This window comes from Sphingomonas caeni (assembly GCF_026013415.1).
GTDB classification, from domain to species: domain Bacteria; phylum Pseudomonadota; class Alphaproteobacteria; order Sphingomonadales; family Sphingomonadaceae; genus Sphingomonas; species Sphingomonas caeni.
In genome coordinates this window covers 94299-117934 of the sequence record NZ_JAPDOK010000001.1, presented here as the reverse complement: position 1 = coordinate 117934, position 23636 = coordinate 94299, and the positions used below count along the sequence as shown (strand labels likewise).

Annotated in this window: 22 protein-coding genes; 10 read left to right on the top strand and 12 right to left on the bottom strand. The window is 66.8% G+C overall.

Annotation, left to right across the window (positions count from 1 at the left end):
* Positions 1-203: 203 nt before the first annotated feature.
* Positions 204-1067 carry a carbohydrate kinase family protein gene (locus OF829_RS00575; protein ID WP_264938003.1) on the bottom strand — a complete coding sequence of 288 codons (864 nt, stop codon included), beginning with the start codon at positions 1065-1067 and terminating at the stop codon, positions 204-206.
* Positions 1068-1450: 383 nt separating this feature from the next.
* Here OF829_RS00575 and OF829_RS00570 point away from each other — a divergent pair, with 383 nt between their 5' ends.
* The 7 genes from OF829_RS00570 to nadA all read left to right on the top strand — a co-directional run bounded on the left by OF829_RS00570 (position 1451) and on the right by nadA (position 9785).
* Entirely contained in the window at positions 1451-1819 is a 369-nt protein-coding gene (locus OF829_RS00570) for a BlaI/MecI/CopY family transcriptional regulator (protein WP_264938002.1), read from the top strand.
* Complete coding sequence (locus OF829_RS00565) at positions 1816-3318, top strand: M56 family metallopeptidase (protein WP_264938001.1); 1503 nt, start codon at positions 1816-1818, stop codon at positions 3316-3318. The genes OF829_RS00570 and OF829_RS00565 overlap by 4 nt, the downstream gene beginning before the upstream one ends.
* A 309-nt stretch (positions 3319-3627) precedes the next feature.
* Positions 3628-6246 carry a TonB-dependent receptor plug domain-containing protein gene (locus OF829_RS00560; protein ID WP_264938000.1) on the top strand — a complete coding sequence of 873 codons (2619 nt, stop codon included), beginning with the start codon at positions 3628-3630 and terminating at the stop codon, positions 6244-6246.
* Positions 6247-6314: 68 nt separating this feature from the next.
* Positions 6315-7172 carry an MBL fold metallo-hydrolase gene (locus tag OF829_RS00555; protein WP_264937999.1) on the top strand — a complete coding sequence of 286 codons (858 nt, stop codon included), beginning with the start codon at positions 6315-6317 and terminating at the stop codon, positions 7170-7172.
* Positions 7169-7891: a DUF4230 domain-containing protein gene (locus tag OF829_RS00550; RefSeq protein ID WP_264937998.1), complete on the top strand. Its 723-nt coding sequence runs from the start codon at positions 7169-7171 to the stop codon at positions 7889-7891. The genes OF829_RS00555 and OF829_RS00550 overlap by 4 nt, the downstream gene beginning before the upstream one ends.
* A gap of 72 nt (positions 7892-7963) precedes the next feature.
* Positions 7964-8740 carry a hypothetical protein gene (locus OF829_RS00545; RefSeq protein ID WP_264937997.1) on the top strand — a complete coding sequence of 259 codons (777 nt, stop codon included), beginning with the start codon at positions 7964-7966 and terminating at the stop codon, positions 8738-8740.
* A gap of 49 nt (positions 8741-8789) precedes the next feature.
* Positions 8790-9785, top strand: coding sequence for a quinolinate synthase NadA (nadA, locus tag OF829_RS00540; RefSeq protein ID WP_264937996.1), 996 nt, complete (start codon positions 8790-8792; stop codon positions 9783-9785).
* 26 nt (positions 9786-9811) lie between these two features.
* Here nadA and OF829_RS00535 read toward each other — a convergent pair whose 3' ends face one another.
* The 8 genes from OF829_RS00535 to OF829_RS00500 form a co-directional block, all read right to left on the bottom strand.
* Positions 9812-10078, bottom strand: a complete 267-nt coding sequence (locus tag OF829_RS00535; RefSeq protein WP_264937995.1) for a lysozyme family protein — start codon at positions 10076-10078, stop codon at positions 9812-9814.
* A 527-nt stretch (positions 10079-10605) separates the two neighbouring features.
* Positions 10606-11493: a DUF4123 domain-containing protein gene (locus tag OF829_RS00530; RefSeq protein ID WP_264937994.1), complete on the bottom strand. Its 888-nt coding sequence runs from the start codon at positions 11491-11493 to the stop codon at positions 10606-10608.
* Positions 11490-11867 (bottom strand): PAAR domain-containing protein, encoded by a 378-nt coding sequence (locus tag OF829_RS00525; RefSeq protein WP_264937992.1) that lies wholly within the window; start codon positions 11865-11867, stop codon positions 11490-11492. Before OF829_RS00525 ends, OF829_RS00530 begins: the two co-directional genes overlap by 4 nt.
* A 116-nt stretch (positions 11868-11983) precedes the next feature.
* The gene (locus tag OF829_RS00520) at positions 11984-12187 is read right to left on the bottom strand and encodes a hypothetical protein (protein WP_264937991.1); all 204 of its coding nucleotides are present in this window, start codon (positions 12185-12187) and stop codon (positions 11984-11986) included.
* Positions 12188-12287: 100 nt separating this feature from the next.
* Positions 12288-12800 carry a hypothetical protein gene (locus OF829_RS00515; protein ID WP_264937990.1) on the bottom strand — a complete coding sequence of 171 codons (513 nt, stop codon included), beginning with the start codon at positions 12798-12800 and terminating at the stop codon, positions 12288-12290.
* 18 nt (positions 12801-12818) lie between these two features.
* On the bottom strand, positions 12819-13379 hold the full coding sequence (locus OF829_RS00510) for a hypothetical protein (RefSeq protein WP_264937989.1): 561 nt from the start codon (positions 13377-13379) through the stop codon (positions 12819-12821).
* Between the two features lie 87 nt (positions 13380-13466).
* Positions 13467-14441: a phytanoyl-CoA dioxygenase family protein gene (locus OF829_RS00505; protein ID WP_264937988.1), complete on the bottom strand. Its 975-nt coding sequence runs from the start codon at positions 14439-14441 to the stop codon at positions 13467-13469.
* Entirely contained in the window at positions 14438-16219 is a 1782-nt protein-coding gene (locus OF829_RS00500) for a DUF885 domain-containing protein (RefSeq protein ID WP_264937987.1), read from the bottom strand. Before OF829_RS00500 ends, OF829_RS00505 begins: the two co-directional genes overlap by 4 nt.
* A 325-nt stretch (positions 16220-16544) precedes the next feature.
* Between OF829_RS00500 and OF829_RS00495 the strand changes: the two genes are divergently transcribed.
* Together OF829_RS00495 and nadC are read left to right on the top strand one after the other, a co-directional pair.
* Positions 16545-17486: a DMT family transporter gene (locus OF829_RS00495; protein ID WP_264937986.1), complete on the top strand. Its 942-nt coding sequence runs from the start codon at positions 16545-16547 to the stop codon at positions 17484-17486.
* 5 nt (positions 17487-17491) lie between these two features.
* Complete coding sequence (nadC, locus tag OF829_RS00490) at positions 17492-18337, top strand: carboxylating nicotinate-nucleotide diphosphorylase (protein ID WP_264937985.1); 846 nt, start codon at positions 17492-17494, stop codon at positions 18335-18337.
* 21 nt (positions 18338-18358) lie between these two features.
* Here the strand turns inward: nadC and OF829_RS00485 are convergent, their stop codons facing one another.
* Genes OF829_RS00485 through OF829_RS00475 form a run of 3 tightly spaced genes read right to left on the bottom strand, consistent with a single transcriptional unit; the run spans position 18359 to position 21718 of the window.
* Positions 18359-18781, bottom strand: a complete 423-nt coding sequence (locus OF829_RS00485; RefSeq protein WP_264937984.1) for a DUF4112 domain-containing protein — start codon at positions 18779-18781, stop codon at positions 18359-18361.
* A 10-nt stretch (positions 18782-18791) separates the two neighbouring features.
* A complete protein-coding gene (locus OF829_RS00480) occupies positions 18792-20246 on the bottom strand; it encodes an ABC transporter substrate-binding protein (protein ID WP_264937983.1) in 1455 nt (484 codons plus the stop codon).
* Complete coding sequence (locus tag OF829_RS00475) at positions 20243-21718, bottom strand: peptide ABC transporter substrate-binding protein (RefSeq protein ID WP_264937982.1); 1476 nt, start codon at positions 21716-21718, stop codon at positions 20243-20245. Before OF829_RS00475 ends, OF829_RS00480 begins: the two co-directional genes overlap by 4 nt.
* Before the next feature lie 149 nt (positions 21719-21867).
* Here OF829_RS00475 and OF829_RS00470 point away from each other — a divergent pair, with 149 nt between their 5' ends.
* On the top strand, positions 21868-23559 hold the full coding sequence (locus OF829_RS00470; RefSeq protein ID WP_264937981.1) for a toll/interleukin-1 receptor domain-containing protein: 1692 nt from the start codon (positions 21868-21870) through the stop codon (positions 23557-23559).
* The last annotated feature ends 77 nt before the right edge of the window (positions 23560-23636 follow it).

The following is a 23636-nucleotide window of genomic DNA, read 5'->3' as shown; positions in this document are numbered from 1 at the left end:
GGCAGGGAGCCCGGGTCGGGCGGGTCGACGCGACCGGTAAAAGCTGGTCGACCCGCCCTGAAATGAAGCGTTGAACGCTCGGGGTGCCTTTCATGATGCAGTGCGCGTGCCAGAGTGTGCCAGTGGCGGTTTTGTGCGGGTGACGATGGTGAACGGGGTTTAACCTGTTCCGGCGGCTGTCAAAAATGCCGACAGAATGGGGCTCAATCCGCCAGCTCGGCCATCACCGCCAGCGGCGGGCGGGCGCCCTCGATCACTAGGATCTGCGCCGCGCAGGCGGTGGCGATGCGGGCGATTTCGGCGAGCGGCAGATCCATGTCGATGCCGCGCAGATAGCCCGCGGTGAAAGCGTCCCCCGCACCGTTGGTGTTGACGATCGGCCGGTCGAGCCGGGCCTTGGGCACATGGATCATCTCGTGCGCGTTGAAGAGCAATGCGCCTTCCTCGCCCTTGGTGACCGCGCCGGAAATCCCGCGGGCGCGCAGCGCTGCGACGATCGCCTCATCGGAGAGGCCGGGGAAGAGCGTATGCGCCTCGTTGCGGTTCATCACGAGATGATCGCAGCGTTCGATGGCGAGATCGGCGATGGGCTTGGCGTCGAGCAGGACACTGACATCGCCCGGGCAGAAGACGAGCCGCTGGTTCGCGGGCCGCGGCTCGGTCAGCCAGGCGCGCATCCCCTCCGCGACGCCCTGCCGCAGCAGAAGATAGCCGTCGATCGCGACGATATGCTCGTCGTCGAGCAGCCGCGCGGGCGCGAGCAGATCATAGGGCACGCCGTGGCAATAGTCCGCGAAGGTGCGCTCGCGGTCGGCGGTGATCAGGGTGTAGATCAGCGAATGGGGCCCGCCATAGTCAAACCCGCGGATCGCCACCCCGCGCGCCTCCAGATCGCGCCGGGCATAATCGGCATAGCTATCGTTGCCGAACGGCGCGACCACCGAGACCGCGCTGCCGAGGGTGCGCAGCCCCGCCGCCATGTTCGCCCCGCAGCCGCCGGGCAGGAAAGCGGGGGCATGCACCGACTCGAGCGTCTCGCGCAGCGCGAAACTGCGGTCGAGCGGCATGGTGGTGCATTCGAGTTTGCGCAGGTCGAAGCGGGCAAGCAGTTCGTCCGTGTCCTCGGCGACGACGTCTACCGGGGCATGCGCGATGATTCCGACGATGGTGATTCTCCTCGGGCGGGGAGCCTAGCAGAAGCGTGCAGCCCGGGAAACGTCGACTGCCCTAACCCCGTTCGTGCTGAGCCTGTCGAAGCACTGCCTTCCTCCTCTAGCGCGGGGCAGAAGGAGGGCAGCCCTTCGACAAGCTCAGGGCGAACGGAGGAGTGTGTGGCGAAACCCATCCCCTTCGCCTCGGGCTACCCCGTTCAGATTCGTTCATCCACGGTTCAGCCCTATTGACTACAGACGTAATCGTGACGATTACACACGTAGTCAAAGAGGGATCCATGACCGAGAGAATCAGCGACGCCGAGCATGCCGTGATGGAAGTGCTGTGGGACAAGTCGCCGCTCACCGCACAGGAGGTCGCCGAGCGCGTTCCCGCCGAGCGCGAATGGAGCGCCAACACGGTCAAGACCCTGCTCGGGCGGCTGCTCGCCAAGAACATCATCGCGCATGAGGAAGAGGGGCGGCGCTACCGCTATCGCCCGCTGGTCGCGCGCGCCGATTATGTCGCGGGCGAATCGCGCAAGCTGATGGACCGGCTGTTCGGCGGGCGTCTGACCCCGCTGGTCGCCCATCTCGCGGAGCGCGACCAGATCACCGACCAGGACATCGCCGAGATCGAGGCGCTGCTGAAGGATCTCAAATCATGATCGGCTGGGCAGTAGAGACCTTCGTCGCGACCACGCTGCTGATGCTGCTGGTGCTTGGCCTCCGCAGCCCGGTGCGCAAGGTGTTCGGGCCGGGCATCGCCTATGCGCTGTGGCTGCTGCCGGTGTTCCGGTTGCTGATGCCGCCGCTACCCGAAAGCTGGCGCGAGCAGGCGGCGGCGCCCGTCACCGCGGCGAGCGACGTGATCGTCTATTATGTGGTCGAGCCGCTCGGTGCGGCGCCCGAGGCGGCGGCGCAGGGCAGTTTCGGACTGCCGATGGCGATCTTCCTGCTCTGGGCGGTGGGCGCGGCGGGTTTCCTGGGCTTCCATCTCGTCTCGCACAGCCGCTTCTGCGCGAAGCTGCTCCGCAAGGCGCGGGTGGACCGCACCGTCGCCGAGGGCAAGGTGCGGGTGATCGAGACCGACGCCGCGCACGGGCCGCTCGCCTTCGGGATCTGGCGCAAATATGTCGCCTTCCCGCGCGATTTCGCCGAGCGCTACGACGAGCAGGAGCGGGCGCTCGCGCTCGCCCATGAGCTGGGCCACCATGTCCGCGGCGACCTGATCGCCAATTGGGTGGCGCTGTTCGTGCTCGCAATCCATTGGTTCAATCCGGTCGCCTGGAAGGCTTTCCGCGCCTTTCGTGCCGATCAGGAAATGGCCTGCGATGCCCTGGTGCTCGCCGGCCGCGAAGCCGCGCTGCGCCATGCTTATGGTCGCGCAATCGTCAAGTCCGCGCATGGGGGTGCGGTCTCGGCGGCCTGTCACCTGCACACAATCAATGAGTTGAAAGGGAGGCTCAGAATGCTTTCAAAGACCCGGAAGAATTCCCCCATCCACCTGGCAGGCGGGATGATCGGGGTAAGCGCGCTGTCGCTCGTCGCACTGGGGCTCACCGCCTCGGGAAGCCAGGCGGCCGAGCGGATCAAGTCGAACGTCGAGGCCGCGACCGGCATCGACCTGACCGATCCGCCGGCGCCGCCCGCGCCCGCCGCGACGCCGACCCCAGTGCCTGGCGCCCCGGCCGCGCCCGAAGCGCCGGCCGCTCCCGATGCGCCGAAGCGCGAGCACCGCGTGGTCCGCGTCATCACCACCGACGGCGACGGCGACCATGGCGGCCATCATGGCGACCATGACAAGCGCCAGCGCGTGGTGATCGTCAATGGCGAGCGCATCGACATTCCCGACGATGCCGAGATCATGGCGATGGTGCCGGACATCCAGTCGGGTCACTGCAAGGATGGCGACCCCAACGCGATGACCGTCCAGACCCCGCCCGAGCCCGGCAAGCGCCAGGTGATCCGCATCTGCGTCAACCGCATCGAGGCCCAGGCCGGCCATGCCCGCCACATGGGGATGCAATCGGCGATGGCGGGTCTGCGCCATGCCCGTATCGCGGTCGAGGCCGACACCACGCTCTCGGCCGACGAGAAGGCCAAAGCGCTCAGGAGCATCGACGACGCGATCCGCGAGCTGCAGCAGGACCAGAAGGACGACTGATCGTCCTTCCCCGAGTGGGGGAGGCGTTCACATCTGCCCCTTTTGCGAACGCCTCTAAGCGGGGCCGGCCACTCTCCTTCGTGGCCGGCCCCGTGGTCTTTGGGGCGGGCTGCAAAGCCGCTGTCTATGGTGGGTGCACGCGAAAGAATGGAGTCGTTCCGCATCCGGCATGGTAGTTTGCGGTGCGACGGGTTAATCCCGATCAAGGAATTTCACTCCGCACCAATGCTTCGAACGGGCGATCGCGATGCACAGTTTGTCAACGCGAAGCCGCTTACGGCGCTGTGGGGAACAAGGGGGCGCAAAGCCATGGCGTGGAAAGTCTCATTCGCGGCCGCGACGATGCTCGCGGGCGGTGCCGTGTTCTTGCCGGGATCGGCATCGGCACAGGTGACCGCCCCGACGCAGGACGAGACCGTCCTCGACGAGATGCGCACCAGCGAAGTCGCGACCGATGTCGGCCCCGACCAGATCCAGCGCCTGCCGCAGACCGACCGCAATTTCCTGTCTTTCGCGGCGCTCGCCCCGGGGGTGCGCTTCAGCGACAGCGACACCGACCGGGGCATCACCTCGGGCGCCTCGACCGCGAGCCAGGTCAATCTCCTGATCGACGGCATGAGCTTCAAGAACCAGCTGCGCGACGGCGGCATCGCCGGGCAGCAGGGCAGTCGCGGCAGCCCCTTCGGCCAGATCGCCGTGCAGCAATTCCGGGTCCTGACGCAGAACTACAAGGCCGAATATGGCGAGGCGGGCGCCGCGATCGTCACCGCGGTCACCAAATCGGGCGGCAACGAATTCCGGGCCGAGGCCTTCGGCCAATATACCGGCCGGGAATTCGCCGAGACATCCTATCTCGACAAGCTTCGGAACCAGCCCGAGCCCGCATTCCAGCGGCGGCAATATGGCGCCGCGCTCGGCGGGCCGATCGTCAGGGACCAGCTGTTCTTCTTCGCCGCCTATGAAGGCAATGACCAGGACCGCGCGCAGAATGTGGTTGCGGGCGGAACCCCGGCGCAGCGCGCGGCGGTCGAGGCCTCTTCTGGCCGGCGGATCGGCGATCTCGAGGGTTCGTTCACGAGTCCGTTCCGCAGCGACTTCTATTTCGGCAAGCTGACCTTCACCCCAGACGACCGCCAGCGTTTCGACCTGTCGTTCAGCCGCCGTGAGGAAGGCGACATCCGGACCTTCGGCGGCACCACCGCCTATGAGTCCGCCGAGAACCGGCGCAACCGGGTCGATACGCTCCTGCTCAACTGGCGTTATCGCGGCGGGGCGTTCGCCAACGAATTCGGCGCGTCCTTTCTCGATTATCGGTTCAACCCCCGCTCGCTCCATCCCGATCAGCCGCAATTCTCCTATCTGGGCGTCATCACCTTTGGCGGGCGCGATTCGTACCGCGACGAACGGCAGCAAAGCTACACGGTCCGCGACGACCTGAGCTTCACCGGCCTCGCGGGCCATGTCATCAAGCTCGGCGCGCGCGTCGAGGTGACCGATATCGCCTTCGACAACCGGACGTTCGACCAGCCGCGCTATTCCTTTTTCCAGGATGCGGGCAACAATCTGAGCTTCGCCTTTCCGGCGGAAGCGCAGCTCGCGCTCGCCCCGTCGCGGATCGACAGCAGCAACACCCAATTGGGCGTCTACGTTCAGGACGATTGGGACGTGACCGGCCGGCTGCAGTTCAATCTCGGCCTGCGCTGGGATTATGAGACCAACGCTTTCGACAACGACTATGTGACGCCCGCGTCCGCCGCGGCGGCGCTGCGGGCACTGCCCAGGCCCTATTATTTCGATCCCGAAAACTACATCACCGACGGCCATCAGCGCCCGCCCTTCACGGGCGCCTTCGCGCCGCGGATCGGCTTTTCCTATGATCTGTCGGGCGATGGCGCGACGGTGATCTTCGGCGCGGCCGGGCGCTATTATGACCGCAATGCCTTCACCAACACCGTCGACGAGCGATTGCGCGCGCTGACCTCGATCGGCACCTTCCGCTTCTCGGCCAATGGCGCGCCGCGAAACGGCCAGCCGACGGTGATGTGGAATCCGAGCTACCTCACCCGCGCGGGCCTGCTGACGCTGAGCGCCAGCGCACAGACCGGCCAGCGCGAGCTGTTCGCGGTCAAGAACGATGCGCGCCCCCCGGTCGACGACCAGTTCAGCCTGGGCATCCGCCACCGGTTCGGCGCGTGGCAGGCATCGGTGACGGGGGCCTATATCCGCGGGCGCAACGGCTATACCCATTTGTGGGGAACGCGGCGGAGCAACGGCCTTGGCGATTGCTGCGACAATGCGCCGATCGCGGCGTTCGGCTATTCCAACGCGATCATCGGCTATGACGGGCTCGATACCCGCTACAAGGCGCTCTATGTCACGCTCGACAAACGCTACACCCCGGCCTCGGGCTGGGGGCTGAACCTGGTCTACACGCTGTCGAAGGGCGAGCAGAATGGCGGCGACCTGTTCAGCCTCGATGGGCTGACCCCCGACACTTATGGCTGGCGCCCGCGCGCCGGCGACGAGCGCCACCGGATCGTCATCGCCGGCATGGTCGATCTGCCGTACGGCTTCCAGCTCGCGACCTTCACCCAGCTCGGCAGCGGCCAGGCCTATCAGGTGATCGATGCAACGCGGGGCTTCGGGGTCGACCAGCTCCGGCTCACCTCGGCCTATCCGGAGAAGAACTGCATCGGGGGGCTGTTCGCCTTTTGCGAGGTCAATCTGACGGTGTCGAACCGGCAGAACCTGTTCGGCCGGCATCAGGTGGAGATCGCACTCGATGTCCTCAACGCGTTCAACAACAAGAATTTCAGCGATTTCGACAATTTCTACAGCAGCACCGATCCGCTCGACCCGGCGCGGATCGGGGCCAATATGATCACGCAGCCGCGGCGCGTGCAGTTCCGCCTCGGCTATCGATTCTAGGAGCTTGCCCGGGCGCGCCCTTCCCTCAAGCCCTTGCGCCTCCGCACGTAACCCGCCACATCCCCTTCATGATCGATGCACCGACCGGCGTGGCGCAAGCGCTCGATCCGCTGGTGGCGCGCGTACTGGCGCCCAATCCCTCGCCTTATACCTATACGGGCACCCAGACCTATGTGGTGGGGGCCGGCGACGTCGCGGTGATCGATCCCGGGCCGGATGAGCCCGCGCATCTCGATGCCCTGGTGAAGGCGATCGCGGGGCGGCCCGTCGTCGCGATCATGTGCACGCACACGCACCGCGATCATAGTCCGGCGGCGGCGCCGCTCAAGGCGCTTACCGGTGCGCCGATTATCGGATGCGCGCCGCTCACGCTCGCCGATGCGGGGCCGCGCGCCGACGCGGCGTTCGACAAGGATTACGCGCCGGACCGGGTGCTGACCGACGGCGAGACCGTCACCGGCACCGGCTGGACGATCGAGGCGGTGGCGACGCCCGGGCATACCTCGAACCATCTCTGCTACGCGCTGCGCGAGAATGGCGCGCTGTTCACCGGGGATCATGTGATGGGCTGGTCGACCACGGTGGTCGCGCCGCCCGATGGCGACATGGCCGACTATATGGCGAGCCTCGACAAGCTCATGGGCCGCGCCGACACCGTCTATTACCCCGCGCATGGCGAGCAGATCGGCCGGCCCCAGCGCTTCGTGCGCGGGCTGATCGGCCACCGCAGGCAGCGCGAGGGGCAGATCCTCCGCCTGCTCCGGGCCGGCACGGGCGCCATTCCGGAGATGGTTGCGCGCATGTATGCTGGGCTCGATCCGCGGCTGACCGGCGCCGCCGGACGCTCGGTGCTCGCGCACTTGATTGATCTCAAGGCGCGCGGGATCGTTGAGGGGGAGGGCGAGCAATGGAGGATGGCGGCGTGAGCGAGCGCGACATCGATCGGCGGCGCGGCGGCGGCTGGGGCTGCCTCAAGGCGGCGCTCGCGCTGATCCTGATCCTCGCGGCGATCGGCGCGGGCTTCTGGTATCTGGGCGACCGCATCCGCGGCAGCTTCATGGGCGGTCCCGATCCGGTGACGGTCGCGCAATCGAGCCTGCAGGGGCTGCGCGAGCAGAACCGGCTGACGACCTTTTCGGGAAGCTATGTCGCGGTGGTCACCTCGAAACAGACGCGGCTCGGGCTGACCGCACAGAAGACGATGATCATGCCCGGGACGGTGCGCTACGAGGTCGACCTGTCGAAGCTGAGCGATCGCGACCTCACATGGGACCCCGCGACGCGCAAGCTCACCCTGGTGCTGCCCCCGATCGAGGTGATCGGGCCCGAAGTGAACATCGACGGCATCCGATCCTACGGTAACGGCGGTATATTGATGACATTCACTGACGCCGAGCAATTGCTCGACGATGCCAACCGCAAGGCTGGGCAGGAGGAGTTGCTGCGCCAGGCGCGCTCGCCGATGTATATGCGGCTGGCACGGCAGGCGACACGGCGCGCGGTGGAGAACAGCTTCCTGATGCCGCTGCGCGCAGTCGGCGTTCAGGCCACGGTCGAGGTCAAGTTCCTCGACGAGGTGGGCAAGCCGACCGAGCGCTGGGACGAATCCCGGCGTCCGGAGGACGTGCTGTCCAATCGCTGGTGAGGCACCCGGCCGGCGCCGGGTGACGGCGCCGCCGGGGCATGGGGCTTCGGGGCTCTCTTTGGGGGACGACCGATGGCCACGCTTGCTGAAACCGCGCCGCAGACGGCGCGCAGCGACGAACGCTTCTTCCTGATCATGGCGCTGACGATGATGGCGCTGGTGTTCACCGCCTTCAGCGTCAACCTCGCCATGGGCCGCTCGACCTTCGCCCGGCCGCTGCTGGTCCATGCCCATGCGGTGGTCTTCATGGGCTGGATCGTGATCTATGTGCTCCAGAACCTGCTGGTCTCGCGCGGATCGATGGCGCTGCACCGTGCGCTCGGCTGGATAGGGGCGGGGTGGATCGCGCTGATGATCGTGCTCGGCACGATGGTGGCGGTGGCGTCGATCCAGCAGGGTGGGGTGCCCTTCTTCTTCACCCCGCTCGGCTTCCTGGTCTTCGATTCGGTGATGCTGCTCACCTTTGCCGGGCTGACCTGGGCGGCGATCGCGCTGCGGCGGCGGACCGACTGGCACCGGCGGCTGCACTATTGCGGCATGGCGGTGCTGATGGGCCCCGCGTTCGGGCGGCTGCTGCCGTTGCCGCTCCTGATGCCCTGGGCCTATGAGGCGGCAATCCTGCCGACGCTGATCTTCCCGGTGATCGGGATGATCGCCGACCGGCGGCGCACCGGCGCGGTCCATCCGGCCTGGTTCTGGGGCCTCGCCGTGATGATCGCATCGGTGCTGCTGACCGAAGCGATTACCTATAGCCCGGTCGGCGACGCCATCTATCGCGCGGTGGCGGCGGGCACGCCGGGCGCGGCGATCGCCCCGCTCGATTATCCGCCGCCACCAGCTATGCCTTGATCCCGCGCCCGCGCGGGGCCATGTGCGGGGCCCGGCAAGGAGGGTAGCTATGGACGCGCGCAAGGGTATCGGCGGAAGCCTGGCGGGGCTCGATCTCCGCGCCGAGATCGACCGGCTGCGCAAGGAGCGCAACGCCGTCATCCTCGCGCATTATTACCAGAAGCCCGAGATCCAGGACCTGGCGGACTTTGTCGGCGACAGCCTCGACCTCAGCCGCAAGGCCGCGGATACCGATGCCGATGTGATCGCCTTTTGCGGGGTGCGCTTCATGGCCGAGACGGCGAAGGTGCTGTCGCCGGAGAAGATCGTCGTGCTGCCCGACATGAATGCCGGCTGCTCGCTGGAAGACAGCTGCCCGCCCGATCAGTTCGCGGCGTTCCGCGCGCAGCATCCCGATCATATCGCGCTGACCTATATCAACTGCTCGGTGGAGGTGAAGGCGCTGAGCGACGTCATCGTCACCAGCTCGTCGGCGGAGAAGATACTCAGCCAGATCCCGATGGATCAGAAGATCATCTTCGGGCCCGACAAGCATCTGGGCGGATACATCAACCGCAAGATGGGGCGCGACATGCTGCTCTGGCCGGGCGTGTGCATCGTCCATGAGGCCTTCAGCGAGACCGAACTGCTCAAGCTCAAGGCGCAGCATCCGGAAGCTCCCGTCGCGGCGCATCCGGAGTGCCCGCCGCATGTGATCGACCATGCCGATTATGTCGGATCGACCAGCGGCATCCTGGAGTTCGCGAAGAGTTTCCCGGGCGACACGCTGATCGTCGCGACCGAGCCGCACATCATCCACCAGATGGAAAAGGCGGTGCCGGAAAAGACCTTCATCGGCGCGCCCGGCGCGGACGGGAACTGCAACTGCAATATCTGCCCGTACATGGCGCTGAATACGATGGAGAAGCTCTACGTGGCGCTGCGGGATCTGGAGCCGCGGATCGAGATCGAGGAGGGGCTGCGGCTCAAGGCGAAGCGGAGTTTGGACCGGATGCTGGCGATGGCTGGCGGGACGGTGGGGTGGGGGGATTTGGGGGCGATTTAGGGAGGAGAGAGATTGGGACGTCAAAATTATTGCGGTTCTGGCCAGTGTTCGGCAAAATACTGAGATCGTCCCCAAACATCATTGGAGTAATCGCCTCCTGTAGTGCCTGCGTCTATATTTTGGGGCGTTCTAACAAAATCCGGCCCCGTTTTGTCGCCATTATAAAGCGCTACCGCACGCTGGATTTTTTGTTGTTCTGTCCAGTCAGGATGATGCTTGGCAACAATTTTTATGTTGCCGCTCAATATTTCGGCGGCAGCTCGAACATTCGTTGGTCCGTCGGGTTCAGACAATGAGGCGTTCGGGTGCTTTCCTAAGTCAATTTGCATTAAGCCATAGCCTGCGTTACCCTTGGCTGCACTCTTCCAACCCTTTAGCCCTGACCCGGACCCTAAATCGCTCTCTCGACTGGCAATGCCAGCCAACAGCGCGGGGGGGATTTGATACTTTTTTCCAATACTCTCAAATGTTGCGGAGTATTTTTTGAGAAGTTCGAGTTGGGATCCCGCTCGCTGCTGAGAAGCGAGTAGACCACCATCCGCTCGCCCGGATGGCAAGTAGGTCGCTAGTATCTTGGAGGGGTCCGCAATGGCGCTCTCACATTTAGCACACGGTGCATTTGGATTCACGGATCCCGTCGGTGTATCCGCTTTGCTGTTTGCCTTTGAGATTTGATTAGCCGGAGCCACGGGGAGGGGGGATATTGGCACTTGTGGGGTGGGGCCTGCCTGCCCGCTTGGGTGGATGAACGGTCCGAGAAGCCGCCCCAAAAGTTCGGCGAATGGATTTGGACCCTCCGCTGGACCTAGCCGCATTGGCATCATGCTGCTTCCTGCAAAAGTTGTTCAAGGGCGTTAAATAATGCCTGGAGCTTCACCGAGGCCTTGTGAGGAGTTGTGTCAGATAGCGCCGATCGGACGCGGGCATCTTCTCCGAGCATTTCACCAGAAACTAATTGTAGGTAGCACCATCGAGCTCTGTCTTTTTCCCATGTAAGGCCAAGGGAACCGGCATCGTCACCATAACGGTGCACGAAATTGGTAAGTGAAATGGCCGTAAGTTTTGCTGTCTGTTCCGGGGCGACTTCGCGCAAATAGCTCGCAATCCGCCCATACGAAGCCTCCAACCGCCGCGCCGTGATCCCCTCGATCTGCCCCACCTCAAACCGCAGCATCCCCCGCGGCTTCCCCGGCAGCCCCTCCGGCCGCATCGCCACCGTTACGCCGGCATATTCGTTCGCGTCGAACGCCAGCCCCGCCGCATCGCCCAGGAACCGGCTGCGCTGTTCCACCGTCAACACCGGCAGCGTCACCGCTAGCACATTCGGGTCCCAGTGGCGGAACAGTACCGTCTCGTACGCCGCGTCGTCCGGCGCCGCGCGGCGTTCGTTCGGGATTTCGGCGAGGTTGAGACCGCGCAGGTGGCGGCGGATTGCGTCGAGGGGGCCGGGCCAGGACCAGAAGGCTAGCGCCGGCTTGCCCTCGGTCAGGGCGATCAGCGCCGCGACCTGCGCGCGCGAATAGAGGGCGACGAGGTGCGGGCCAGCGCGTACGCCCTCGTGATTGGCCGCCTCGAGATAGAGGGGCACGTTGACCAGCTCGCGCGCGGTCAGCATCGCCGGCAGGTCGTCGAAATGGCCGCCGTCGGCGACTGCGTACCAGGCTCCCGGCAAGGCGGTGACCGCCTCCAGAAGCGTCGGCTGGCTCATGAGGTCCGCATGAAGGGTGAGCCCGAGGCCGAGCCCGCCTTCAGGCAGGGCGGGTCCGCGGGCGGGGCGAAGCCGTCCGCGGCGCCCATGTCCGCCACGCCGCCACCCCCCGCATCCCCGATCAGCACCGTCGCGCACCCCGCCACGATCTTCCCGCCATGCGCGGTCGAATCGCTCTGGCGGGCGGCGGGGAGGCCGTTGACGAGGACGGTCGCGGATCCCTTGACGATCACGTCGGGCGGACCCTTGCACACGCATTTGTCGGTCACCCGCGCCTGCTGCGCACCGCCGGTAATGACGTTGGACGATCCCTTCGCCACCGGCCCGCCGACATGCGGCGACGGCCCCGGATTGACCGCGGGGCATTTATGCATGTCGCCGATCCGTGCCGCCGGTTTGCCCAAGTAATGACCCGCCCGCCAGTTGAAGTCGGGCGAAGGTAATCGCAGTCGAAGGCAAGAGCAACGCGTGTTGCCCGAACTATTCCGGGTCAGTCCTCGCGCGGATCGGCGAACATCATCGGCAGATAGGGACCATAGCCGCCCGTCTCCGTCGCGATCCTTGCCGCAACACGGGCGACCAGCGTCTTCGGATCATGCGGCGCGCCGTCCGCGATCTCGGCGGCGATCGCATCGATCAGCCAGTGCCAGGCTTCGACATCGGAATCGGCGGCCGCGCCGCGTTGATGCTGCATGCTCCGCCTTCACCAGCCAAAGATTGCCGACCGATTTCCGGCTCTTGTCTGGGTATTGCGATTAGCAACATATCGGACACGGGTAAAGCGCGGCGCGCGCTCAGACGACCGCCTGTTTCGACAAAATCTCCGGGTCGGTAGCGAGGCTGAACAGATATTGATGCCGCGCGGGCGTGCCGTAGCGGAGATGGCCGAGCCGCCTGCGCTGCTCCCGGGTCAGGCGGAAACGCGTATAGCCGCGCTCGGCGAGGCAGGCGTTCATCGCCTCCTCCATATAGACCCGCACTTCGCCGATCCTTTTCTCGGGCCGGGTGCCCTCGACGATCCGCGCCGAGATGATGTGGGTCGAGAGCATGACGTCGGGGCTGGTATCGGCGCCGATGATGGACTCGTTGCTCTGGAGCTGGCTGGTCGCGCGTTTGAAGACGCGTGCGGCATCGGTGTTCGAGACGTCGCGATACGCGCCCCTGCGTCCGCATTCGACCGCGTCGCGGCGATATTGATCGAAGCTGATGCCCAGCTTGCCCCAGCTATATTCGGGCACGCGCTCTCCCGCGAGCGCCGCGGGGGCGAAGAGGAGGGCGGTGGCGGCGGCGAGGATGGCAACACGCATGGCCGACTCCGAAGGGGTTCAGGCGACCGCTTGAGTCTCCAACACATGAGGATCGCTGGCAAGGCTGAATAGATAGGCGTGGCGCTCGGGCGTGCCGTAGCGCAGATGGCCGAGCCGGCTGCGCTGCTCGCGGGTCAGACGGAACCGCGTATAGCCGCGTTCGGCGAGGCATTGGTTTACCGCATCCTCCATGAAGACGCGGACCTCGCCGATGCGCTTTTGCGGGCGCGTGCTTTCGACGATTCGACTCTGCCGCTGGCCCGTTTCGACGGCCTGGGTCGGCGCCTCCTCGTACCGCGTATTCCCCGTCGCGCCGCCGCTGGCGTCGAGATGGTCGGTCTCCCACATATTGACCACCACCCCCGATCCGCCGTCACTGACCGTGTCGAGCTGCTGCGTCGCGTTGCGGAAGATGCGCGCGGCATTGGTGCCCGAAACGTCGCGATTGGCGCCCATGCGCCCGCATTCGACGGCATCCCTGCGATATTGTTCGAAGCTGATGCCGGCCTTGCCCCAGCTGACCTCGGGCGCGCGCGGCGCGGGGGCGGCCAGCAGGGCGATCATCGTCAACGCGATCATGGAGTGTCTCCATCAGTGCAAAGACTTCGCGATTATGAAGGTGAATCGCCCGCCTGTCCAGCGGTGTCAGGGTAAGCGGGCGTTCTCCTAGCGCCAATCGGCCTGGGGCAGGATCTCGGGCGAGTACATCGTCAGATAATGGGCGAGGCGGGGACGTGCGGCGCGATTGGGGCTGGCGCCGTGGGGCAGGGCCTGGTGCCACAGGATCATGTCGCCCGCGTTCGCGCCGACGGTGATGGCTTCGGCGCCGAGATCGACGCTGCGCGGATCGATATCGCCAAGGTCCGCGAGCCAGCTTTCCATGCGGCGATGGAAGCCCGGCACCAGCTCGAGCGCGCCCTGATCGGGGCTTGTGTCGGTCAGATAGAGAATGCCCTGGATGAAGAGCGGGATCGGCGTGACGAGACTGGCATCCCAATGGAGGCGTTGGCCGAGCCCGGGTGCGCGCGCGCGGACCGGCGGGTTGAAGCTCATCCGGTCGATCTGGAGCCACAGATCGGCGGTGCCGTAGAGCTGGGCATAGGCCTTGTGGATGCGCTCGCGGGCGTGGATCGCAGTGAGCACGGGCGCCTGGAAATGCTCGACCATGATCGAATTGACGTCGCGGCCGTACCAGCTTTCGGGATCGTCCGGGGTGGCGCCGACCAGACCGTGGAGCAATGCCGCCGCCTCCGAGGCCTGCTCGGGCGTGGCGGCGCCGCGGAGCACGACATAGCCATGCTCGTCCCAATGCGCGAGGTCGGCCGCGTCGAGCACGGGCGGGGCGGCATTGATCGCGGCGAGGCGTTCGGCCGTCTCGGCGGGCGGCGGCGCGCCGTCGAGCCAGGCGTGATAGCGCGCGATCGCTTGCCGGTCCGGCTCGCCCAGCATTTGGGTGATCCACGCGGCGAAGCTCTCCCAATCAGGCCGCGTCCCGAACTGCGCCATCGCCTGCCCGATGCCCAGTCCGAGGGCGTCGAGCATCACCCGCTGCGGCATATCGAGGGGCTGGGGCGGGGCATGACCCGTCATCCCCGCCCAGAAATCATGGAGGCCGCGGACCTCCGCCAGATCCGCGCTCACTTCACCGGCAGGCCGAACATCAGCGCGCGCACATAGCGTGCGGGCGGCGAGCCGTGGCTGAGCACCGCGTCGTTGTAGCGCTTGAGGTTGAACGCCGCGCCCTCGCGCCGCATCGCCTCGGCGCGCAGGTCCATATGCTCGGAATAGCCGACGAAATAGCTGAGCAGCTGGGTCGAGCTGAGATTGGCGCGGTTCCATTTGCCCGCGGCCTCGCGCTCCTGCTGGAAGGCGCCCTTGGTCATCAATTCCATCGCCTGGTCGCGGGTCATGCCTTCGGTCTGGATGCCGATGTCGAGCAGGGTATTGGTGATCGAGCGGAGCCGCATCTTGAGGACGGTCAGCTTGAACAGGGGATCGCCGTCCAGATAGTCGGCGTCCATCATCATCCCCTCGGCATAGACCGCCCAGCCCTCGACGAACGATCCCGACGAGAGCACCGCGCGCAGCACCGACGGGCTCGCATTCGAATGCGCGATCTGGAGATAATGGCCCGGCATCGCCTCATGGATGCTGAGCTCGTGGATCATATAATTGTTGTATTCGCGCAGGAACGAGGTCGCCTGCTCGTCGCTCCAGTCGTCGGGGATCGGCGAGATGGCGTAGAAAGTGTCGAGCTGCTTCTCGAGCGCGCCGGGACTGTCGCAATAGGCGACCGCGAAGCCCTGTTGGAACTTGGGCATGGTGATGATCTTCACCGGCGTGTCGGGCACGGTGACGAGCTGCCTGGCGCGGGCGAAATCGGTCGCCTGCTTGAGCGTCGCGGTCGCGGTCTGGAACAGCTCGCCGCGCGCGGGACGCTTGGCGTAGCTCAGCTCGAGCGCGGCCTCGACCGCCTTTTGCAGCTGCTCGGGGCTCGGATGTTCGGGCCGGTCCGCCGAGGCGCCCAGCACCTGCACCGCGAGGCGGTACATCTGCATCCGCGTCTCGGCTGCCGCGGCTTCGGCCTTGGCCTTGAGCTGCGGACGGGTGATGTCCGAGAGCAGGGCGAAGCGCATCTTCTCGTCATAGCGTTTCGCGCCGAGGCGGAATTCGCCATGCGCCTGGGGGACGAGCACCTCGTCGAGCCATTTCTGATGCTCGGCGACCGCGGTCTTGAGCCCGGCGAGCGCCTTGTCGAAGCGCGCCTGGTCGGCGGGGGCGAGCTCGCTTTTGTGCGGCGCCAGCATCGATTCGGCGATATCGACGATGCCCGAATTCTGGCGCGAGACGGTCTTGGCGAAGACCTCGGGCACGCGTGAGGGGACGAGCTGCCTGCGCGTCTCGGCGAGCAGCGCGGGGAGCTTCTCCATCCGCGCGATCGCGCCGAGCAGCCGCACCCGCCACGGCGCGAAGTCGCGCGCTGCGAGGCCGTAGAGGCTGCCCCCGGCGATATCGTTGTAGATCTGCGCGTCCCACGTCCAATTCTGCAGTTCCTCGATCTGCCACAGGTCGAAGCGCAGCGCGTTTTCGAGCAGGGCCGCATCGACCTGGTCGTCAGGAGTCAATTTGGTGCGGTCGATCTTGGCCAGATCGGCGAGGATCGCGCGGTCGAACGCGGCCGAGTCGGCGCGCCCCTTGGCCGAGATGTCGGGCAGCTCGTCGTCATAGCCATGCGCGCCGAGCGTGGTCGCATAGGTGGGGTTCAGCTTCGTCAGGCCGTCGATATAGCGCTGGCTGAGCGCGGCGAAGGCGCGGGCGGCGGGATTGAGCGGCGCCGGGGCCGAGACGGCCGGGGCGACGGGCGCGCTGGCACTGACGAGCGCGGTGGTGGCGGCAAGGGCGGCGAAGAGGATGCGCATCGGAGAACTCCGCGAAAGGATATTGCGTGGGTGTAATCGTGTCGGCGGCGACGGCAAGCCGGATTGGACAATCCCGCCTTCCCTCTGACCGTTCGTGCTGAGTAGAGACCGAGTAGGCGCAAAGCGCCGTATCGAGGGCTCGTATCGAAGCACATGTCTCGCCTGGCCATGTCCTTCGATACGCGCTTTCGATACGCCCCTATGGGGCTACTCAATCGCTACTCAGGACGAACGGGGTGGGGATGGAAGCCCGACTTCGCCACCGCCTAGATTTGATCGCAATCCGCGGGTCGCCATTGTGCGCCGCGACCGCCATATGGCCCGCATGAGCAAGGACGGCCGGACGATGAACCTCGCGGACTGGGCGACCCTGGTCGCGCTGGCGACGCTTTGGGGCGGCTCCTTCTTCTTCATCGCGATCGCCCTGCGCGGTTTCTCGCCCTTAACCCTGGTGTTCGCGCGAACCGCGATCGGGGCGGTGCTGTTGTGGGGCGTGGCCGCGGCGCTGGGCAAGGCGATGCCGCGCGACCTTGCGACGTGGCGCTCGCTGCTCGTGCAGGCGCTGCTCAACAATGTCGTGCCGCTGACATTGTTCAGCTGGGGACAGACGCAGATTTCGGGCGGGCTCGCGGCGATCCTCAATGCGACCACCCCGGTATGGGGCGTGCTGATCGCGCATGTCGTGATCGCGGGCGAGCGGCTGACGGTCGCGCGGGTCGCGGCGCTTCTTCTGGGCTTTACGGGGGTCGCGATCACCATCGGCGGGGATGCGGTGCGCGGTCTGGGCGCGAATGTGCTGCCCCAGCTCGCCTGCCTGATCGGCGCGGCCTGCTATTCCTTCGCGAGCGTGCTCGGGCGCAATTTCTCCGAGCGTGGCGTCGATCCGATCGTCACCGCGGCGGGATCGCTGGCGATGGCGGCGCTGGTGACGCTTCCCGCGATGCTGTTCATCGATCGGCCCTGGGGGCTGCCGGCTCCGCCGCTGACCGCCTGGGGCGCGGTCGCGGCGCTCGGCGTGCTGTCGAGCGCGCTCGGCTTCCTCCTCTATTATCGGCTGCTCGCCAATGCCGGGCCGACCAATGTGATGCTCGTCACCTTCCTGATCCCGATCACGCCGATCCTGCTCGGCTGGCTGGTGCTGGGCGAGCATCTCGCGCCCCAGCATTTCCTGGGGCTCGCGGTGATCGCGCTGGGTCTGGTCGCGGTCGACGGGCGGCTGCCGCGGTTTGCCTGGGAAGTGTTGCGCAGACCCATACCGGCGCCCTAAAGGGCATGGCCTTTTCGCTCGACCGCTTCGATCTCGACGTCTTCGTCGCCGCTACCCTCGCCGAGGATCTGGGCGGGGTGGGGGACATCACCTCCGAAGCGGTGGTCCCCGCCGATGCGGTGTTCGCCGGGGTGATGGACAGCCGCGATGCGATCGTCGTGGCGGGGCTGCCGATCGCCAAGGCCTTTTTTCGCGCGCTCGATCCCGAGGCGGAGGTCGAGATGCTTGCGGAAGAGGGGCAGCGGGTCGCGGCCGGTGCCGATCTGATGCGCTTGCGCGGCAAGGCCCGCGCGCTGCTCACCGCCGAGCGGTCGGCGCTCAACACCGTCCAGCATCTCTCGGGAATCGCGATGCTTACGCGGGCCTATGTCGACGCGATCGCAGGAACCGGCGCCATCCTGCTCGATACGCGCAAGACTCTCCCCGGGCTCCGCATCCTTGAGAAATATGCCACACGGATGGGCGGCGCGACCAACTACCGCATGGGCCTGTGGGATGCGGCGATGATCAAGGATAATCATGTAGCGGTCGCCGGATCGGTGGGCGAGGCGGTGCGCCGTGCGGTCGCCGCGGGGATCGAGCGGATCATCGTCGAGGTCGACCGGATCGACCAGATCGAACCCGCGCTCGCGGCGGGGGCGACGCATCTGCTGCTCGACAATATGGGCGTGGCCGTTCTGCGCGAGGCGGTGGCGCTGGTGGCGGGCCGCGTGCCCACCGAAGCCTCGGGCGGCGTGCGCCTCGACACGATCCGCGCGATTGCCGAGACGGGCGTGACCTATATCAGCGTCGGCCGTCTCACCCAGTCCGCGCCCGCGGCGGACGTTGGGCTCGATTTCACTTCCGGTTGATTCCTTCGCCGGAACACCGGCTCACTGCGGGTTGATCGTCGCCGTGCCCGGATGATGCTTGTCGAGGTGCCGCTTGATGATGCGCAGGTTGCGCGAGTTCGAGCGGAAGAAGAAGTCGGGGATCGCGCCCACCCAGGGGATCAGCCCGAGCAGGAAATCGAACCCGACATTGCCGAGCATCCGCAGCGTCGCGCTGAAGGGCATCTTCAGGTTCTGCGCCTCCCAGACCATGTAGAGCCCGAGCAGCGCGCCGATCACGTCGCCGCCCACCGGGATCAGATCGAGGATCACGTCGAGCCCGATCGTCTGGCGCGTGCCCGGGATGACAAAGGTGCGTTCGAGCAGCTTCTCCATCGCCTCGATGCGCTGGCGGACATGCGCGGCGTCGCTGGTGAGCGGGAGATTCCGCATCGCGTCGGACGTCATTCGGGTGGGCTTCGCCATCAGCTGCCTCTCACTCGGTCTCGCTCATCAGATGGTTCAACGGGTGCCATGCGCGGCTGTTCCCCTGCCATCCATTGAGTCTCGCCGTTACGATAGCCCAACGAAAGGGCTGCGCGATAGGTATGTATGCGGAGTCGGCGGTGAGCATCGCATCGGCTTCGGCGATGCGGTGGGCGCGGTTGTAGAGATCGGGCGCATCGCGTGCGGTGGCGATCAGCGTGGCGCTATCCTCCGAACAGAGCTGGCAGGCGGTGACGAGGAACCAGCGGCCGCTGTCATAGGGCGCGACCGCGTCGATCAGGCGGAGGTCGGCATCGTCCTCCAGCCCGACGCGGCGGACGCTGATCCCGACCGACAGCAGCGACCGCGCGACCGCGCTCCAGACGAGCGTGCCGCCCGGGTTCCGGGGCAGCGCGATCCGCACCACGACCATGCCCGGATGCGCGCGCTGCCATGTCCGCACCTGAGCCCGCGCATTCTCGCGCCGCGCGTCGAGCGGGAGCGGACCCCAGGCGGGCTGGGTGGGGATCGACGCCGAATCGAGCTGCGCGGGCAAGAGGGTCTCGACCGGCTGCCAATCGGGGCGGATCGCCTGCGTCACCGCGGCGCGATCGATCGCCATCGCGAGCGCGGCGCGGTTGCCGGCATCGGCGAGGAAGCCCTGACGCGACACCACCGCCAGCCCGAACAGCCCGAGCGCGGGATCGATCCTGACCAGTTCGTCGGGCACCTGCGCCGCGCGCAGCACCGGCCAGTCGGCGAAACTGCCGCCGATCACCGCCTCGGCCCCGCCATCCTTGAAGCGCGAGATCGCCAGCGCCGCACGCTCGCCGCGCAGCCGCACCTGGCTGCCGGGCCGCGGCGGCTTGTCCTCGTCGTCGTCGATCAGCACCGGCCCGTCGGCGGGGCTGAGCAGCACGCCGCCGCGCGGCTCGTTCTTCGGCGTGAACGGGCCGGTGCCCTGCTTGGCGCGATAGATGGCGAGTTCGGGCTGGGCGAACAGCTTGAGCAGATCGGGGCGCGGGCGGCTGAGGCGGACCTCGATCACCTGCGGGGTCATCTCGACGATCTCGTCGATCACGACGAGGAAGGGCGCGAGCGGGTTCCTGCTGCCCGGCGCGATCGCCCGGCGCAGCACGCGGACGACCTCGGCGGCGGTGACGGGCTGGCCGCCCGGCCATTCGGCATCGCGCAGGCGGAAGATGTAGCTGCGGCCGTCCTTGGTCACCGTCCAGCGCTCGGCGAGCCCAGGCTCGATCTGCCCCGAGGCGTCGAAGCGGACCAGCCCCTGCGCGACCGCGCCCATCATCACCCGGTCGCTGGTCTTGAGCGGGCCGGTATCGGTGTCGGCAATGGCGAGGCTGTCGCCGATCACGCTAACCCGGATCGGCGCGTCCTTGGCCTGATCGCCACCGCACCCGCCCAAAGCCAGAGCGAGCGCAACGGCAAGGAAGGGGCGAGTCATCTGGGCTTCCGGTAGAGGAGACGGCTGGGGTGTATGTTCATGGCATTGTCCTGCCAACCCCCGATATCGGTGCCGACCAGGCTGCGGCTGACATAGAAGTCGATCAGCAGGATCGGCGCCTGATCGATCAGCCGCGCCTCGGCGGCGGCAAGCTCCGCCGGATCGCCCGCAAGGCCCGCGGCGAACGCCTTGTCATAGTCGGGATCGGCGAAACCCGAATAGTTGATCGCGCCGGCATCGCTGGCGTGGACCGCCAGGAAATTCTCGGCGGCGGGCAGGTCGGCGATCCAGCCCGAGCGGGCGAGATCGAAATCATGGGCGCGCAGCGCTGCGAAATGGAGCTGCGACTCGCTGTTGAGCAATTGCGCCTCGACGCCATAGGGCGCCCACATCGCGGCCATCGCGACCGCGACGCGGCGATGGTCGCCGCCCGAATTGAAGCGGATCGTGAAGCGGAGCGGATGGCCGGGGCCGTATCCGGCCTCGGCGAGCAGCCGCCGGATCGCCGCGGGATCGTGGCCGAGCCGGTCCGGGTTCGCCCCGCCGATCGCGCTGGGGACCAGCCCTGTCGCCGGGATCTCGCCCGCGCCGAGCAATTTCTCTGCGATCCACTTCCGGTCGACCGCCATCGACAATGCGCGCCGGACGCGGGCGTCGCTGAAGGGCGCACGGCGCGTGTTGAAGGCGAAATAATAGGTGCCCGCATAGGGCGCGATCCGCACCGCGCCGGGCAGATGCCGCCGTGCCCAGTCGAGCCGCGAGGGCGGGATGTCGCTCACCGTATCCACCTCTCCCGCGCGAAAGCGGCGGAGCGCGGCGAGCTTGTCCTCGGCGGGCTGCCAGCGGATGATGGGCGTGGCGGGCTTGCCGTCATGCCATACCGGATTAGCCTCGAGCGTCAGCCGGTCGCCGAGCCGCCACGCCGTCAGCCGGTACGCGCCCGAGGTGACCAACGGCCGCTCGGCGGTCCAGCTGTCGCCCCGGTGGAGCGGCAGCGCCGCCATCGCCGGGTGCGCGAGCAGATAGGGGAGATAGGGCAAGGGGCGCTTGAGCGTGACCACCACGGTGCCCGCATCGGGCGCCTCGACCGAGGCGATCGCGTCGAACAGTTTCGACGTCGGCGAGGCGGTGGCGGGGTCGCGCAGGCGGGCGAACCCTCGCGCGAAGGTTTCCGCGGTGATCGCCGTCCCGTCCGAAAAATGGAGATCGGGCTTCAGCGCGAACCGGCAAACCAGCGCCGCGCATGCCGGCGCCTCGGCCAGCCCCGGCTCCGCCCCGCCATCGCCACGATAGCGCATCAGCCCCTCGAACTGATCCGAGGCGACGCGCAGCGAGGTGAGGTCCGAAATCTTCTGCGGATCGAGGCCCTTCACCTCATCGTCGGAAAGCCGCACGATCGTGCCGGGCGGACGCTGCGCGACGGGCTGCGCCGAGCATGCGGCGAGGAGCAAGAGCAGGAGGAATGCGCGCACGCCGACGATGTGCCACCCCCCAGGCGGCCCGACAAGCGCGGCTCTCCCTCCGCCGCGGCCAAATTCCGCGCGGTCGCCCGCGATTTTCTACTTGGTTATTTGGTTAATATGCGCTTGCTTGTCTTTCGGGGTACCAGCGGGGGGCTGCGATGATCTCGACCAGACCGTTTCGAGCATTTGTCAGCTATTGCCACGCGGACGCCGCGTTCGCGGCACGGCTGCAGCGCAAGCTCGAATCCTATCGCCTGCCGCGCCGCCTCGCCGACCGGGTCGCGCCCTTGCCCGGGCAGGCGGCCGGCCGGATCGGCCCGATCTTCCGCGATCGCGAGGACCTTTCCGCCGCAGCCGATTTGTCGGAGGCAGTGCGCGAGGCGATCGCGCTGTCCTCGGCGCTGGTGGTGGTCGCCTCCCCCGACGCGGCGCGCTCCTTGTGGGTCGAGCGCGAGATCGCGCTGTTCCGGGAGTTGCATCCCGAGGCGCCGATCCTCGTCGCGCTCGCCCGCGGCGAACCGGGCGAGGCACTGCCGCCGGCGCTGCGCATGGAGGGCACCGAGCCCCTGGCGGCGGACTTCCGCGGCGAGGGCGACGGCAAGCGCCTGGCGTTTTTGAAGGTCGTCGCGGGACTGGCCGCGTTGCCCCTCGACGCCCTCGTCCAGCGCGATGCCCAACGCCAGATCCGCCGCGTGACGGGCGTCACGCTGGGGGCGGTTACCCTGGTGGTAATCATGGCTGTGTTGCTGGTGGTGGCGATGCGCGCGCAGGCGGAAGCGGAGCGGCGGCGTGCAGATGCAGAGGGGCTCGTGGATTTCATGCGGACGACGTTGCGCGAGAGATTGAAAGGCGTGGGAAGCGTCGAGGTCATGCGGGCCGTCAACGCGCGCGCGCTCCAATATTTCGACGCGCAAGGGGACCCCGGAATCCTCACCGATGGGAGCCGCCTTCTCCGAGCCCAGATCCTCCATGCATTGGGCGAGGATGAGGAGAAGCGCGGCGAGTATGAGACCGCGTTGGGGCGCTTCACCGAAGCCTATCATGTGTCGGCGGAGATCCTCGCCAGGCGCCCGCACGACCCCGAAGCCGTCTTCGTGCACGCCCAGAGCGAGTATTGGCTGGGCTATGCCGCCTATCGGAACCGCGAACTGCCGCGGACGCACGACTATTGGCAACGCTATTTGACGCTGGCCGAAACGCTCGCCCGCGTCGAGCCGAATACGAAGCGGTCGTTGATGGAACTGGGCTATTCGCACGGCAATCTGTGCGAAGTGCAGATGCGCCAGCAGACTGACGTGCCGACCGCGCTGGCGCATTGCCGTCGGGCGATCACGTTCATGAAACTCGCGCTCGAACGCGCGCCGAATGATGAAATCGTCAAGCTGGCGCTCGCAAATCGCCAAGGCTGGCTCGCGGAAGCGCTGACGACCAAGAAAACCCCGGCCGCTCTCGATGAAGCCCGCACGCTGTGTCATGCGGAGGCTGAGCTGATCGGCGAGCTGCTCTCAAAGGACCCGGAGAATGTCGAATTGCGCACCCGGGCGATCTGGCCGCAGATCGGGTTGGGCAAGATCGAGATCGCGCAAGGCCGGCTTGAACCCGGGCTGGCGCTGATCGATGCGGGCCTGCGCCAATTGGATGCGCTGGGCAACGAATTCCCTACCAACCTGCTCATTCGCGAGCAGCGCCTTCAGGCGATCTACACGATCGTCAAGGCGATGCGGGAGGCGGGGAGGCCCGGCTGGCAACCCTATCGCGACCGTGCGGCGGCGCTGCTGAGTTCCTATCGGGCGGGGCAGATGCCGGCGAGCCTCGAGCGATACGCAAAGTGGCTGAAAACTCTGAACTAGGGAGAAGAAATATGGCGCGCAGGCCCACACCCACACCCACACCCAGACCCGGCCGGGCCCTCAGGACGACCAGAGGC